This window comes from Paenibacillus sp. 4624 (assembly GCF_050435065.1).
GTDB classification, from domain to species: Bacteria; Bacillota; Bacilli; order Paenibacillales; family Paenibacillaceae; genus Paenibacillus; species Paenibacillus amylolyticus_D.
In genome coordinates this window covers 360,573-375,903 of record NZ_JBNDJR010000002.1, presented here as the reverse complement: position 1 = coordinate 375,903, position 15,331 = coordinate 360,573, and the positions used below count along the sequence as shown (strand labels likewise).

At 48.6% G+C, this 15,331-nt stretch carries 13 protein-coding genes; 7 read left to right on the top strand and 6 right to left on the bottom strand.

Annotated features, from left to right (window positions below; all coding sequences use genetic code 11):
- Positions 1-106: 106 nt before the first annotated feature.
- From ABIE27_RS06045 to ABIE27_RS06025, 5 genes are all read right to left on the bottom strand, one after another.
- Positions 107-1,093, bottom strand: a complete 987-nt coding sequence (locus ABIE27_RS06045) for a Gfo/Idh/MocA family protein (protein WP_429350114.1) — start codon at positions 1,091-1,093, stop codon at positions 107-109.
- Between the two features lie 69 nt (positions 1,094-1,162).
- Entirely contained in the window at positions 1,163-2,821 is a 1,659-nt protein-coding gene (locus tag ABIE27_RS06040; protein ID WP_123064083.1) for a glycerol-3-phosphate dehydrogenase/oxidase, read from the bottom strand.
- A gap of 412 nt (positions 2,822-3,233) precedes the next feature.
- Entirely contained in the window at positions 3,234-4,721 is a 1,488-nt protein-coding gene (gene glpK / locus ABIE27_RS06035; RefSeq protein WP_123064082.1) for a glycerol kinase GlpK, read from the bottom strand.
- Positions 4,722-4,743: 22 nt separating this feature from the next.
- On the bottom strand, positions 4,744-5,313 hold the full coding sequence (locus ABIE27_RS06030; RefSeq protein WP_123064187.1) for a glycerol-3-phosphate responsive antiterminator: 570 nt from the start codon (positions 5,311-5,313) through the stop codon (positions 4,744-4,746).
- 225 nt (positions 5,314-5,538) lie between these two features.
- Entirely contained in the window at positions 5,539-6,312 is a 774-nt protein-coding gene (locus ABIE27_RS06025) for a GTP cyclohydrolase II (protein WP_123064081.1), read from the bottom strand.
- Positions 6,313-6,713: 401 nt separating this feature from the next.
- Here ABIE27_RS06025 and ABIE27_RS06020 point away from each other — a divergent pair, with 401 nt between their 5' ends.
- From ABIE27_RS06020 to gntK, 4 genes are all read left to right on the top strand, one after another.
- Positions 6,714-7,988, top strand: a complete 1,275-nt coding sequence (locus ABIE27_RS06020) for an ABC transporter substrate-binding protein (protein WP_123064080.1) — start codon at positions 6,714-6,716, stop codon at positions 7,986-7,988.
- Positions 7,989-8,082: 94 nt separating this feature from the next.
- A complete protein-coding gene (locus ABIE27_RS06015; protein WP_429350113.1) occupies positions 8,083-9,033 on the top strand; it encodes a carbohydrate ABC transporter permease in 951 nt (316 codons plus the stop codon).
- Between the two features lie 21 nt (positions 9,034-9,054).
- Positions 9,055-9,882 (top strand): carbohydrate ABC transporter permease, encoded by an 828-nt coding sequence (locus ABIE27_RS06010; RefSeq protein ID WP_123064079.1) that lies wholly within the window; start codon positions 9,055-9,057, stop codon positions 9,880-9,882.
- A 215-nt stretch (positions 9,883-10,097) separates the two neighbouring features.
- Positions 10,098-11,648: a gluconokinase gene (gene gntK / locus ABIE27_RS06005; protein ID WP_429350112.1), complete on the top strand. Its 1,551-nt coding sequence runs from the start codon at positions 10,098-10,100 to the stop codon at positions 11,646-11,648.
- Between the two features lie 723 nt (positions 11,649-12,371).
- Here the strand turns inward: gntK and ABIE27_RS06000 are convergent.
- A complete protein-coding gene (locus ABIE27_RS06000; RefSeq protein ID WP_123064077.1) occupies positions 12,372-12,761 on the bottom strand; it encodes a nuclear transport factor 2 family protein in 390 nt (129 codons plus the stop codon).
- A 202-nt stretch (positions 12,762-12,963) separates the two neighbouring features.
- Between ABIE27_RS06000 and ABIE27_RS05995 the strand changes: the two genes are divergently transcribed.
- From ABIE27_RS05995 to ABIE27_RS05985, 3 genes are all read left to right on the top strand, one after another.
- Positions 12,964-13,275: an ArsR/SmtB family transcription factor gene (locus ABIE27_RS05995; protein WP_123064076.1), complete on the top strand. Its 312-nt coding sequence runs from the start codon at positions 12,964-12,966 to the stop codon at positions 13,273-13,275.
- The gene (locus ABIE27_RS05990) at positions 13,275-14,129 is read left to right on the top strand and encodes a hypothetical protein (protein ID WP_123064075.1); all 855 of its coding nucleotides are present in this window, start codon (positions 13,275-13,277) and stop codon (positions 14,127-14,129) included. The genes ABIE27_RS05995 and ABIE27_RS05990 overlap by 1 nt, the downstream gene beginning before the upstream one ends.
- Positions 14,130-14,262: 133 nt before the next feature.
- Positions 14,263-15,222, top strand: coding sequence for an MraY family glycosyltransferase (locus tag ABIE27_RS05985; RefSeq protein WP_090921690.1), 960 nt, complete (start codon positions 14,263-14,265; stop codon positions 15,220-15,222).
- Positions 15,223-15,331 lie beyond the last annotated feature (109 nt).

Below are 15,331 nucleotides of genomic sequence, written 5' to 3'. Positions count from 1 at the left end.
TTGCTGCCCCCTGCAAGGTAGCTGCAAGCATACGAAAAACGCCTGCATCCGGAACCACAGAGAACATGGTTCGGGTCGCAGGCGTTTTTGTGCGCTAACGATCTGTTTAAGCTTGGAGTTTTACAGGCAGACCGGAGTCCACGGATTCCTGAGCAGCGACGGTGATTGCCTGTGTACGGCAGGCATCTGCGTAATCGGACAAAATGCGGGAACGATCCCCCGTGCGAAGTGCATGAATAAATGCTTCATTCTCACGTTCGTAGGGATTCTGTCCAGCTGAAACCTCAAGTCCTGCCATCGGATGTGACGCCGCACTCGGTAACAGAAGACGGTCGGGTGTCCAGTCCCATACACCGGCATCCGTGTAGAATTGCAGCCCTGCTCCACCCTCACCGTCAGGTAGTAGACACGTATTCGCAATGCTCGCAATCGCGCCGCTTTCCAGCTTCAGCGTCACGTTAGCGACATCATCAACCGTCACATGCTCATGTTTCTCATGTATGCTGCGCTGGGCTGCTACGGCATAGACTTCCGTCACTTCGCCTGCACAGAAACGCAGTAGATCCACGATATGGGTCGTCTGCTCCACAAACTGACCTCCAGATCCATCTTGACGGCGCCACCAACTAACGCCAGGCATACCGCCCATCCAGCGCCCCAGAGCCATACCCACCTTTTGCTCCTGCATGGCTTGTTTCATGACCTGCGCAGCACCCTGGTAACGTAAGTGATATCCTACAGAGGTTAATAAAGAAGACTGTTGCACTTGCTCCAGTATGCGGAGTGGTACGTCCATTCCTGTGCTCAGTGGTTTTTCCACCAGGAACGGAATGCCCCGTTTGATCAACGCTGCCTCAATGAATCCGTGAGACATGGGAGGTACACAGATGTATACGGCATCCAGTTTCTCATTATCCAACATATGTTCAAGATCATCGTAACCCGCTGCATCATATACGGAGGCCATCGCTTCTGCCTTTTCGAGTGTTGTTCCACATATACTTGCGACACGAACACCTTCCATACGTGTAAGAATATCTGCGTGTACTTTACTAAACCAACCTGTTCCTATGATTCCGATCTGTAATGTCATGGATGTGATCCCCTCTCTGTTACGCGCTTACATGTTCCATTCGACCCAGTTCCGCAAATTCCTGCTCCTCTAACTCTTGCCGGATGCTTCCAGCAACAGTTGATCCAATTCCTTAGCGTAGGTTGCTACCTGCTGTTCTGACCAGCCAAGCTGTTCTGCCATATATATGCTGACTGCTGATTTATAACGGCGTACCTCATCGATGCGGAAAAATAAATCCCCCGTTCGGCGTACCCAGAAATCGGCTGGCGTTGCCGCCATCTCTTCCTCCATCGCGTAACGAAGCATCAACAAAAGCTCCTGTGACATGCCGTGAAGCTCTGCCTTGGTTCGTGGATCAGGCATACGCTCGTATAGCGCATCCACGTTGGAGCCATACGTACGAGCAAGCCGTTCCGCTGCTTTCCGGTCCAGACCTAACGCGACGCCATCCTTGATCTTGCGTTCGGTGTACGTGACGTATCCGGCTGAGCCGCCAACATCTCCCCCGGAGATCGGCATCTTCTTGGTTACACATGGTCCCGGAGTGTAACCGAACTCTTGGTGCATCTGACGTGCGACCAGATCCACGACCATCTCGGCCATTTTGCGATATCCCGTCAGTTTGCCTCCAGCGATAGTAATCAGGCCGGAATCCGATACCCAAACCTCATCCTTACGCGAAATCTCTGAAGGGCCTTTGCCCTCTTCATGGATCAGTGGACGCACGCCTGCCCAGCCTGATTCCACATCCTCTGCACGAATCTGGACATCCGGGAACATGCCGTTCACTGCATCAATGACATAATCACGGTCTGACTCCGAAATGAACGGATGAGCCGGGTCATCACGGTATACGGTATCGGTTGTACCTACATAGGTTTTGCCATCCCGCGGCACCGCAAAGACCATGCGTCCATCCGGCGTATCAAAATAAACCGCTTGCCGTAGCGGGAACCGGGCTCCGTCAAATACAAGATGAATGCCTTTGGTCATCTGTAGCGTTTTGCCCTGGCGTGAGCCATCCACTTCACGGAGGGTATCCACCCATGGCCCTGATGCATTGATCACTTTTTTCGCCATAAGCTTATAACTATTTCCGTTTAGTTGATCCATCACATGAATGCCTGTAATCATTCCATTCTCTTTCTGAAAAGAAGTTGCTTTCATATAATTAACAGCCAGCACCCCGTGCCGCACCGCTTCCTTCATGACTTCAATCGTAAGTCTCGCATCATCCGTCCGGTACTCCACATAACGTCCGCCTCCCAGCAGTCCCTGCTTCCGCAGCAAAGGCTCACTTGCAGATGTATCACTGGCACTCAGCATCTGACGACGCTCACTGCGCTTCACTCCAGCAAGCCGGTCGTACACCATCAAACCCATAGATGTACTGAAACGGCCAAACGTGCCTCCCGTGTATATGGGCAATAACATCGGTTCTGGTGTCGTTACATGTGGCCCATTCTCATAAACCACTGCCCGCTCTCTTCCAACTTCGGCTACCATCTTCACTTCAAACTGCTTCAGGTATCGCAAGCCGCCATGAACCAGTTTTGTGGAACGGCTCGATGTGCCTGCCGCGAAATCCTGCATCTCCACAAGCGCCGTCTTCAATCCACGAGATGCCGCATCCAGAGCAATTCCTGCACCCGTAATGCCTCCACCAATCACCAATACGTCAAAATGTGCATTCGACATTTGTTCCATAACTTCGGTTCGTTTTGCCGCCGAGAACGTTGCTGTCATGTACGACCCCTCCATAATTCCCCTTATTTTTCTCTAAAAAACAACAAAAAAAGGACCACGTCATTCGTTCAGCAATTGCTGAACGCACGTGGTCCCTCCCGATCTCCAGACATCATTTTTTAACTTGTAACCTAATCCTATCACAGATTTTCGGTGGCGTGAAGGCCTGATTTGACACATTATTCAAAAAAATTCAAAAAACTTTTTTTGTGCAAGGATGGAATTTCAAAGCAATCCACTAAATCTACAATTTTCCTTATTGTGGACAATACATCCCCTCCATCCAGGAAGATAATCCCTGTAAATCAAGCGTCATTTCCCACCAGTAAATATCATTTATAACATATGTTTAATGAAAAAGTACAAATGACCATTTTTAAAATTTTAGGGAGGCTTACGTCCGTTTTCTATTTTATTTAAAAGCCATGGCCGCCTTGATTGCTCGTTGCCAACCGAAATATAACTGCTCCCGCTCGTCCTTGGCCATCACAGACTCAAAGACTCGCTCCGTATGATCGTGCTGGTTCAATTCATCTACGTTTGACCAGAACCCGACGGCCAAGCCTGCCAGATAGGCTGCACCGAGAGCTGTCGTTTCGTTCACTGACGGGCGTTCCACAGGAATACCCAGAATATCACTTTGGAATTGCATCAGGAAATCATTCGCCGCCGCACCCCCATCAACACGTAGCATATGTACAGGGTACCCAGAATCAGTTACCATGGCCTCCAGTACATCCTTGGTCTGATAAGCCAGCGCCTCAAGTGCAGCACGGATAAAATGCTCCTTCGTGGTGCCGCGAGTAAGGCCAAATACCGCCCCTTTCACATCACTGTCCCAATACGGGCTCCCGAGTCCCACAAAGGCAGGTACCATATAGACTCCATCCGTCGAAGGTACCCGCTTCGCATAGTCCTCACTGTCTTTGGACGAACGAAGCATACGAAGACCGTCTCTCAGCCACTGCACAGCTGAACCTGCTACAAAAATGCTGCCTTCCAGCGCATATTGAACTTTACCATCCACACCCCAGGCAATCGTTGTAATCAGCCCGTGATCCGATTGCACAGGTTTTTCTCCTGTGTTCATCAACATGAAACATCCGGTGCCGTATGTATTTTTCATACTGCCCTGGATGTAACATCTCTGACCAAACAATGCAGCCTGCTGATCTCCTGCCGCACCCGCGATCGGAACCCGGTGACCGAAGAAGTGGTAATCTGTCGTATGCGCATATATCTCGGAAGAGCCACGAACTTCAGGAAGCATCGCCTTAGGGATGTTCAGAATGTCCAACAATTCGTCATCCCACTGCAGCTCATAGATGTTATACATCAGGGTGCGCGAAGCATTCGAAACATCCGTAACATGGGTCCCACCGCTCAGTTTCCAGATCAGCCAACTGTCGATGGTGCCAAACAGTAACTCCCCTTTCTCTGCCCGTTCACGTGCACCAGGGACATGATCCAGAATCCATTTTACTTTTGTGCCCGAAAAGTAGGGGTTAATGAGCAAGCCTGTTTTCTGATGAAACAGGTCGTCCAGCCCTTGCGTTTTCAACTCATCACAGATGGATGCTGTCTGTATGGACTGCCATACCACTGCGTTATAGATCGGTCTGCCGGTTTGCTTATCCCACACCACTGCGGTTTCCCGTTGATTGGTGATGCCGATACCTGCAATCTGTGCAGGTTTGATGCCACTCTCCGCCAGACAGGATGCCATTACAGCGAGGATGGAGCTCCAGATTTCGTTGGCATTTTGCTCCACCCAGCCCGGTTTGGGAAAATACTGCGGGAACTCTTGCTGTGCCATATGCACAATCTCGCCGCTGTGGTTAAACAGAATTGCCCGGGAGCTGGTTGTGCCTTGGTCCAGAGCCAAAATAAATTTTTCCATACCTTGTGCCTCCAGTGTGTAATCATAATGTAAGCGATTTCTTAAAATACTTGATCAAATCATCATTGGATGTCGTTACAGCTGCCGCTCCGACACCGAGTGCAAGTTCTACCTCTTCAGGTGTGCGAATCAGTCCCCCTGCAATGATGGGGATACCTGTTCGTTCAGACACCTCCGCAATAATATGCGGAATGACGCCAGGCAATACCTCGATATAGTCCGGCTGTGTTTTGGCAACCAGTTGGTAACTTTTCTCCAGCGCATGGGTATCCAGCAGGAATACCCTTTGAATCGCCGTAATGCCTTTTTGTTTTGCTTTCTGGATGATACTGGCACGTGTTGAGATCAGGCCGGCTGGGCGAATATGCTGGCATAGATATTCTGCAGCGTACTCGTCATTTTTCAGCCCCTGCACCAGATCGGCATGCAACAAAATCTTCTTTTCATACCGCCGAGCCTGCTCCATCATACTCTGCAGCTGTGCGATATGCGTTTCCAACATAACCCCGTAAGTATAAGGGCCTTCGATGATTGCTTCAAACTGCTTCATACTCTTCGCCGCTGGCAAAATACGCTGTCCCTCAAATGCCACCATCGTTCCTCCTGCATCCATCAGATGCCTATATTGTATAATTCGTCACACACCAACGGCAAGCTATTTGGGGGAAGAACAAGGAAAGCAGCGACGTATCTTGCAACGAAAAAAGACTGCTACTGCACTTTTCAATGAAAAGCACCGTAACAGCCCATCTACACTGCAATCTACGTTTGATTACTATCAATCAAAATCTTACTCCAAATCGTTATTTTTAATCAATCAAGCCTGTGCATGTGGAACACGTGTCTCTGTCCCCGCATCGGCCCAGTTATCGCTTTCCGCCAGGTGACCTGAACGGTTCACTTTCGTTTGCAGATACTTCTCATTAAATGCCGACCGATCTCCCCATAGCGGAACACGTCCGCCCACATTGAGTCCTGCTTCCTGCAAAGCAGCCAGCTTACGTGGATTATTCGTGATCAACGTAACCGGAGCCGAGCGAAGTGCGCGCAATACAGCAATTGCATCGTCATAATTACGTGCATCATCCGTGAAGCCGAGTTGCAGGTTCGCATCTACCGTATCCAGACCTTCTTCCTGCAAAATGTAAGCCATTGCTTTGCTGAACAGGCCAATGCCCCGTCCTTCATGATTCGCAAGATAAAACAGCGCACCTGCGCCATGTGCCGCAATCATTTTCATCGACTGCTCCAGCTGGAAGCCACAGTCACAGCGTTTGCTGCCAAAGATATCGCCCGTGTGACAGATGCTATGCATACGAATCAACGCATCCTGCGCCTCAGCAAAGTCGCCATATACCAGCACGCTGGATTGCTGACGCTCTGCCAGTTCAGCACCCGCAAGAGATGCGATCAGTTCGCCGCTTTCCATCGCTTTATCCGTTTTCAGCCAGCTGTACCACTGAAATGTTCTCGTTTCCCCATCCAGATTGACCGGCAGTTTAATGGGCCCCACCAAATGTATGAATTCTTTTCCACTCGGAAAAGTCTGGATTTTAGGGGCAAGCAGTTGAATAATATGTGAATTGATCATCGTTCGTTCCTCCTGTTAAGCATCTTCATCTCAAATTGTGCCATAATATTATGCATTCGCAACCGCTTTGATTTTGGATCACTTACTGACGCAATAAATTCAAAGCATCTTATTTTCAAGCTCTGTTCACAGCGAAATATTACGTATCTATATAATCCTCACTATAATTAGTTACTTAATGTAAGTTAGTTTAGAATAAAAATTATATTGTGTCAAGTAACTTTTATTTTTAAAGTAACTACTAAATTTATGTTACGCAATGGACACAAACCATGTGTTTCATTCGAGGAATATTGGGTATGAGTTTAGAAACTGCTCATACACTATTGGTGTAGTCCACGAAGCCCAGCCTTAGTCCTTGATACTTCTTGCGTCAAACCTAATGATGAGGGGGTTAGCCTATGAAACGCCGTAGAAGAACTTGTTGGATAGCCATCATCATGGTCTGTGTCCTGCTAATCAGCGGATGCTCCATCTGGCCGGGACAGGATGATTCAGCATCCAGTAAAAAGGTAGCGCTTACATTGTGGTACTGGAATCGATCCATTGACGACAAACTCATTGCCAAGGCCAAAGAGAAATTCCCGAATATTGAACTGACTGCGCAGAAGATCGGCGGGGATTTCAAAGCCAAGCTTAAAACGACCCTCGCTGCACGTTCAGGTGAGCCAGATATCGTTGCACTCAACGACTGGATCATGGAGTTATTCCCAAGCGAGGATCGCTTCTATAACCTGTACGATCTAGGCGCAGGAGAGGTCGAAGACCAGTATCTGCCGTGGAAATGGAAGCAGGGCGTGACGCCAAATGGACAGATGATCGGCTTTCCGATGGATACGGGGCCAACAGCACTTTTCTATCGCGCAGACTTGTTCAAGGAAGCAGGGCTACCTTCCGAGCCGGAGCAGGTTGCACGCCAGATCGATAACTGGGATGCCTATGCTGTTGCCGGAGAGCAGATCAAGGAGAAGTTTGCCGGAAAGGTGTTTCTGACCGATAACATTGGAAGCGTTTACAATCAAGTTCTTTCTCAAGCTTCAGAACGTTATTTCCGTCCAGACGGGTCGTTTATCGGCATGGATTCTCCTACTGTACACAAAAGCTGGGATACAGCGGTTGCTTTCAAGGAAAAAGAACTGCTTGCTAACGCTGACGGCTGGACACCCACCTGGAATGCAGCGATGAATAACGGCGAAATTGCTTCGTTTGTTGGTGCCGTCTGGATGAAGCAAGTACTCCAGGAGGCGGCACCGGATACTTCAGGCAAATGGCGTGTTACGCGCGCTCCTGGGGGAGATGGCAATAATGGTGGCTCCTTTCTCTCCATTTTAAAATCAAGCAAACATCCAAAGGAGGCCTTTGAATTGATTCGCTGGCTGCAAAGCCCAGAAAACCAACTGGAGCAGTACCAGACACTCAACCTGTTCCCATCAGCCCCAAGCGTGTTTGATAAACCAACCATGAAAGAAAAGGAATCTTTCTTCGGCGGGCAAGCAACAGGTCCGATATTTGCTGAATCTGCACAGCATGTGCCGGATGCCTTTTTTGGCGAACGATATCCGTCTGTACACAACATTATCACCCGGCGGCTGAATGATATCGCCAAACAGGACGCTGATCCACAGCAAGTCTGGTCGGATACGGTGCACCGCGTCGAGCGGGCATTACAGCGTTAAAGCATGCATTTGATCACAACGGTTATCACTTATATTTATTAGCTTCACTGGATCTCGTTTGATGTGGTTCGTTATCCGTAAAGGAGGAGTTGTTATGGCTGTCACCGAACCTCGCACGTCCCCTGATTCCGGTCCGTTCCAGCCCGATCTAGACCGGCAAAAATCACTTTGGGCCCGTATATGGGAGCATCGTGCGCTCTATGTTGCCATCTCGCCTTTTTACATTTTGTTCGCCGTGTTTGGCCTATTCCCGATTGCCTTCTCGTTCTATCTGGCCTTTCATAAATGGGACGGTATCGGTGTGATGACGTATAACGGCTTGAACAATTTCAAATATATGCTTACGGATGCCGAGTTCTGGCAAGCGGTCGGCAACACGTTTATGATCTGGATTTATTCGACCATTCCCATGCTTTTCTTCGCTCTGATTATTGCGTTTCTGCTACATGCGCCTTTCATCAAATTCCGTACCTTGTTCCGGGTCGGTTACTTTCTGCCCAATGTGACGTCTATCGTGGCTGTAGCGATCATCTTCGGCGCACTGTTTGCGAACAATTACGGCTTCCTCAACTATCTGTTGCAGTCGGTCGGCCTTCCCGTAGTCGAGTGGCTGAATGCACCATGGGGCATCAAAATCGCTATCTCCTCCATGGTTGTCTGGCGCTGGACCGGATATAACGCCATTATCTATCTGGCCGGACTTCAGAGCATCCCGCAGACGCTGTATGAAGCAGCCAGAATTGATGGGGCATCCGCTGTGCAATCCTTCTTTCGTATTACCATTCCGATGCTACGCCCCGTCATCCTGTTCACGGTCATTACATCTACGATTGGCGGCATGCAACTGTTCACTGAACCACAAGTGCTCGTGGGAAATGACGGTGGTGCCGGAGCAGCCGGTATGACCATCGTACTTTACTTGTACCGTGAGTCATTTATCAACAACTATTTCGGATACGGTGCTGCCGTTGGCTGGGGCATGTTTCTGATTATTGCCCTGTTCTCGATCGTGAACTGGAAGCTTGTTCAAGGCAAATCATCCTGATGTGACAAGGGGGGAGCGCTCATGGCGTCCAAACATCTCAAGTCGCTGGTGCTGTATACCGGCCTGATCGGTGGCATGCTTATATCCATGTTCCCGTTCTATTGGCTCATGGTTATGTCCACCCGAACAACGTCCGACATCTACAAGTTTCCGCCCCAGCTCTGGTTCGGCGGTGAACTGTGGAATAATATTACACGGGTTTTGCAGCAGATTGATTTCTGGGGAGCCTTTCTGAATACCTTGTTTGTATCAGGTATAGTGACCATTCTGGTGTTATTTTTTGATTCACTGGCGGGATTTGCGTTTGCGAAGTTTGAGTTTCCGGGCAAAAAATGGCTTTTCGTCCTGCTGCTCGCCACCATGATGGTGCCTTCCCAGCTGTCGCTGGTCCCTTCCTTCGTGCTGATGGCCACGTTCGGGTGGGTGGGTTCCTTCAAAGCCCTCATTATTCCGGGCATGGTCAATGCCTTCGGCATCTTCTGGATTCGTCAGTATGCGACGGAATCCATCCCGAACGATCTGCTGGATGCAGGACGAATTGACGGATGTAATTTCTTTCGTTTGTATTGGAACGTTGCGTTGCCGATTCTACGGCCTGCGTTTGCTTTTCTCGGAGCATTCACCTTTATCGGCGTGTGGAATGACTACCTGTGGCCGCTAATTGTACTGACAGATGCACGCAAGTACACGTTGCAAATTGCATTATCTCAATTAAATGGACTCTATAATACAGACTATGCGATGGTCATTGCAGGTACACTGCTTGCCGTTCTTCCACTCATCATCATGTTCCTGTTCATCAGCCGCCAGTTTATTTCGGATATTGCTGCAGGAGCGGTGAAGGACTGACTTAGGGAAGGTAAGAATCTCTGGAGCGGAGCTCGTATATGAAGCCATTTTGATCCTTCCCTCAAGTCTGATATTCTTATTCTATAGATGAGATACCAGATGTTATATAAGCTTGGATGAGCTGTTATGTGCAAGTCGAGGAGACAGAACATTTTTGACACGCATTCCATAACACTTTCCGACGCAGTAATTGAAACGGAAGAGGGATGATCACCATGGCGGCTTCACCTTATATGATTGGCGTAGATATCGGCACAACCTCGACCAAGGCTGTGTTGTTCAAGCAAGACGGCAGCATTGTGGCACAAGGTGGTGCAGATTATCCGCTACACACACCATCGCCCGCGATTGCAGAGCAGGATGCAGAGGACATTTTCCAAGCAGTTATTTCCTCTGTGCAGCAAGCCACCTCTAAAGCTGGGGTAGAGCCGGACGACATTCTGTTTGTCTCGTTCAGTTCAGCCATGCACAGCATCCTGCCTGTGGACGCACAAGGCAAACCGTTGATGCGAGCGATGACATGGGCAGACAATCGCAGCGCCGAGTGGACAGAAGCACTCAAATCGGAGATGAACGGACATGAAATCTACCTGCGAACAGGCACACCGATTCACCCGATGTCCCCACTCACCAAAATCATGTGGTTAACCCGGGAACAACCGGATCTGTTCAGACAGACGCATAAATTGATCTCCATGAAGGAATATGTTTTCTACAAGTTATTCTCTGAATTTGTTATCGACCATTCGATGGCTTCCGCCACCGGACTTATGAATCTGGAGAAACTCGAATGGGATGCGGAAGCATTGCATGTTGCCGGCATTACGCCAGAGCATCTGTCCAGCCTTGTACCAACAACTCATGTATTCAAAACAGGACTTCACCCCGAGTATGCCAAAGCGATGGGCATCGCGGAGACGACTTCATTTGTGATTGGGGCAAGCGACGGTGTGCTCTCGAATCTGGGTGTGAACGCCATTGACCCAGGGGTTGTTGCTGTGACGATCGGCACCAGCGGGGCGATTCGTACGGTCGTGGATAAACCAGTGACCGATCCAAAAGGGCGTTTCTTCTGTTATGCGCTAACGGAGGATCAATGGGTCATCGGGGGCCCGGTGAACAACGGCGGAGTGATTTTCCGCTGGATTCGGGATGAGTTTGCGGCTTCTGAGGTGGAAACGGCAAAACGCCTCGGGATTGATCCGTATGAAGTCCTGACACGTGTCGCTGAAAATGTACCGCCAGGTTCAGAGGGACTATTGTTCCACCCGTACATGACAGGAGAACGCGCACCACTCTGGAACCCGAATGCACGCGGGTCGTTTTTCGGCCTGACGTTGCATCACAAGAAGGAGCATATGATTCGTGCCGCACTCGAAGGTGTGCTCTTTAACCTGTACACGGTTATGCTCGCGATTGAAGAGAAGATTGGCCGTCCGAAAAAGATCCAGGCTACTGGAGGCTTCGCCCGCTCCGAGCTGTGGCGGCAGATGATGGCCGATATTTTCGATCAGGATGTCATCATCCCCGAAAGCATCGAGAGTTCCTGCCTTGGCGCCGCTGTACTCGGGCTGTATGCCACAGGCCGTATCGATTCCCTGAGCACCGTTTCCGGCATGATTGGATCGACACACCGCCATCAGCCACACCCGGAACGTGTACGCGTGTATCGTGAACTGTTACCGATTTTCATCCGTATCTCACGCAAATTCGAAGAGGATTATGCCGATATCGCGGCATTCCAGAATCGAATGATGCAGGAGTAAGCGCGAGTTGGCACAGCAAGGAGCCGCGTTAGCGATTCTTAGAATCGGATAGATGGTGCTGATGTGTGAGCCTATGCGCTAAACATCTCCAAGAGCCGGACGAATGATGCTGGTGAGGAGTGAGCCGCTAACGATACTCTGAATCAGACGGTGCAGGAGCGTAGTAGCGATCTCCAATATCAAGATCAGGTACAAGATACTAACTAAGATAGCATTTGGTGCAGATGACAAAAAGCTAACGATCACCAGGAAGCTTATTTGATGGTTTTGGCAGGGTATCGAAATCTAACGATCACCAGACACCTTATTTCTGAATTTCCAGGCTAAAAGTGGCCTAAAAACAGCTATTTGGGGTAAATAACGTCACTGGTGATCGTTAGAATCTGAGAGCCCGATTTTTTCACCAAATAGCGTCACTGGTGATCGTTAGAAATTAGGGAACTCTGGACGGCTTCGCCTCTTCCTCTCTCACCTCCTCTGTATTCTCGCATCCCTCACCTAAACCTAAATAAACCCCACAGTATTACACTGTGGAGTTCATCAAATAACTCAAATTACAATAAGTCAATACTGATTACCACCCAAATGGTATTACATTACCTACTTATAGCTATCGCGTGATTATAGCTCTCAAGAACTTATAATAACTCTTACAGATTAAATTCACTCTTATGAGTGACCTTAACGCTCAGACATATTTACTCTGGCGAATTAAATTCACACTTACGAATTATATTTGCTGAACGCATTCTCGTCCGTTTGTACATTTTCCAGATAAACAATCTGGCCAGCATCATTCACACGCGCAATATCCACGCCCACCTTCGCATACACCGATCCATCTGCTGCTTGTCCGCACACAGCCCAATTGGTTTGATAACTACCATCCGGTTGGGGCACCCAGGCATCCCACATATGTTTAATGTCTTGGTTGTAATCATAGAAAGCTTTCATAAACCCCTCAAACCCAGTATGACTAGTGCCATTCAACACAATCTCGGCATCCGGTGTAAACAGGGATAACAAGTCCTGCATAGCCCGTTTATCTGTCCGTGAAGCATCAAATAATCTGAAATAGTTATTTAACATCGTAATGTTCACTGCTGTATTCATTAGTAGTTAGCCTCCTGTTGGTCTCATGCTGTCTCGAACGAAAAATTTCATGCCGTATGATCAGCACATGCCATCAGTTCGAATAATTTCGAACTAAATGCTGTGATAAGAAATGTATCACACTCGCTTACCGAATCGCAACATACATTTCGGTTTTTTTCGAACATTGAAAGAAGTAGCCAACTATGCTAACGTCTATTTTATGAGAACTTTAACGATACCTACCGCTTCGGAAATGAGTTTGACCGCGGTTTGCAATGCACTCGGTGACCCGATACGCATGAAGATTGCATACTGTTTAGCCAGCTCGGGTGAGAAAAATTGCTCCGCTTTTGAAGTCGACCATATCTCCAAATCAACGTTGTCCCACCATATCAAAATCCTGCGAGAAGCTGGTATTATTCAGCCACGAATTGACGGCAAACACCACTTTTATTCCCTGAGAAAGGACGAACTAATTGCACGTTTTCCAGGACTGGTCGCTATGATTCTACAAACAGGAGGCTCAGCCTAATGGATAAAAAAGCTGCCAAAATTCTACTGAGTACATTTTGGGGCGGTGGCGGTTGGAAATCACCCCATGACCCCTTCGAGGGTGATGAATTTGAATATGCCAAAAGCAAGGGCGTCATGTTCGACCCGCTCACGATCAGCCATGACGAAATCGTACAGCGCCTGCATCACATGCATCAGAACCCTGTGCTTAAGGAGCGCGTCATTACGGCCTTTCTACACAGTCTCTCGACCAAAAAAGTGTATCTGCGCAGCGCATTATCCAGCTGGGCATTGACACGAAACATGCCTCTGCATACCTACGGTGAACGCCCGGCTTTACACGCCAATACAAGCGCCTGCGGGGACTGCAACTTCCTTCGTTTACAATCGGATAAACAATATGTTGATGAAGATCTGAATGTACTGAATTTTGAACGAATCAAATGGGGTGGGGTGCGCCACGGTTGGTTGCTCTACTGCCTGTTGGATCTGGAATTGTTGCTTCAGGATTACAATGATAATAGTTGCAACAGCACTGAGAGCAGTCATTTCCACCCTTACCCAGTAACTACGGAAGACCAAACAATTCTTGCCAAGATGCTGGAAGCCTCACAGACAGGAGACCCGAAAGACAGCGCCCGCTCTCTGGAGAAAAAGTGGAAAGAATGTCTGCCCTCTAGCAAACAGGAACGGGACTCCCTGCTAGAAATCTGGGCAGCCGCAGGTATTCTGGTTCCCGGGGATACGCCAAGGAAACGTAAAGGTGGTTCGGGCGACTTTGTCTTTGTCGCAACTTGGCAGGGCGATGATGGATATCATGCCGAAAACGTACTTGATTACTTTGGCCCTTATCTGCCTCAAAGTAACTTCTAAATTTGTTTCATCTATTACATCTGAATCGCATGACCATCCATGCTCCAGGTTACAATACTGATATCGACAGATTTCGGGTTGAACTCGTATAATAAGAGGAAATGAGGATGATGGGAGTGAACCAAGCGAGTTTATGATGTACATACTGGCTTTCATATTGTCTTTTGCTGTCGTGGTTTTGCTGATTCCGCCGCTGGGCCGACTGGCGCACAAACTGGATTTTGTGGACAAGCCCCGGGAAGATGTGGAGCGTAAGCTACACAGGCAACCGATACCACTGACCGCTAGCTACGCGATATTTACTGGATTTTTCCTGACATACATTGCTCTTACTAAAGAATTGACCTGGGAGACAGCCGCATTGGTTGCAGGTGGAATGCTTCTCCTGACGATCGGCACGATTGATGACTGGTACAAAACCAAAGGAAAAGACTTTCCCGCATTACCTAAAATGATTATTCAAGTCTCGGCTGCGGTGCTCGTCTTTGCGTCAGGTATTGCGTTTACCGGATTCGTGAATCCGTTCAATGCAGAGTATGTGCTCCTGCCGATCTGGCTGCAATTCATTCTGACGATCCTGTGGATTTTCGGAGTTACGACGGTGATTAACTTCTCAGATGGTATGGATGGACTGGCTGGTGGTTTGTCCGCGATCTCGGCAATTACGCTGTTTATCGTAGCCATTACGAAGGGCCAGAGTGATTCAGCACTGATGTCCATCACTTTAGTTGGGGTAACGCTTGGTTATCTCAAATACAACAAGGCTCCGGCCAAAGTATTTATGGGCGATGCTGGCGCTACGTTCCTAGGCTTCATTCTAGCAGTTATCGCACTTGACGGTGCATTCAAACAAGCGACGATGCTGTCCATTTTCATTCCGATCCTGGCACTCGGCGTACCGATTTTTGATAATATTTTTGTCGTGATCAAACGTTTCTTGCAAGGCAAAGCAATCTATCAGGCCGATGCAAGCCAAGCTCACTATCGCCTGCTACGTGCCGGTTTGAACCACAAACAGGTGGTTGCCGTGCTCTATCTGGTCAGCACTTGTCTATGCCTGTCCTCCATTATTTTGTTGTTAGTCGATATGTAAAAGAAAATCATTGTATCCTCCAATGCAAGCTACGCCAATGAATGATTTAATAGAAATACAAGAAGCCACCCTCATGCTAATGAGAGTGGCTTTCTTTGGTTATTCGATA

Coding starts and splice junctions, on each gene's coding strand:
- glpK (WP_123064082.1), bottom strand. CDS start 4,721: ATGGAAAAATTTATTTTGGCTCTGGACCAAGGCACAACCAGCTCCCGG.
- ABIE27_RS06040 (WP_123064083.1), bottom strand. CDS start 2,821: ATGACAGCAACGTTCTCGGCGGCAAAACGAACCGAAGTTATGGAACAA.
- ABIE27_RS06000 (WP_123064077.1), bottom strand. CDS start 12,761: ATGAATACAGCAGTGAACATTACGATGTTAAATAACTATTTCAGATTA.
- ABIE27_RS06045 (WP_429350114.1), bottom strand. CDS start 1,093: ATGACATTACAGATCGGAATCATAGGAACAGGTTGGTTTAGTAAAGTA.
- ABIE27_RS06020 (WP_123064080.1), top strand. CDS start 6,714: ATGAAACGCCGTAGAAGAACTTGTTGGATAGCCATCATCATGGTCTGT.
- ABIE27_RS05990 (WP_123064075.1), top strand. CDS start 13,275: ATGGATAAAAAAGCTGCCAAAATTCTACTGAGTACATTTTGGGGCGGT.
- ABIE27_RS05985 (WP_090921690.1), top strand. CDS start 14,263: ATGATGTACATACTGGCTTTCATATTGTCTTTTGCTGTCGTGGTTTTG.
- ABIE27_RS05995 (WP_123064076.1), top strand. CDS start 12,964: ATGAGAACTTTAACGATACCTACCGCTTCGGAAATGAGTTTGACCGCG.
- ABIE27_RS06010 (WP_123064079.1), top strand. CDS start 9,055: ATGGCGTCCAAACATCTCAAGTCGCTGGTGCTGTATACCGGCCTGATC.
- ABIE27_RS06025 (WP_123064081.1), bottom strand. CDS start 6,312: ATGATCAATTCACATATTATTCAACTGCTTGCCCCTAAAATCCAGACT.
- ABIE27_RS06015 (WP_429350113.1), top strand. CDS start 8,083: ATGGCTGTCACCGAACCTCGCACGTCCCCTGATTCCGGTCCGTTCCAG.
- gntK (WP_429350112.1), top strand. CDS start 10,098: ATGGCGGCTTCACCTTATATGATTGGCGTAGATATCGGCACAACCTCG.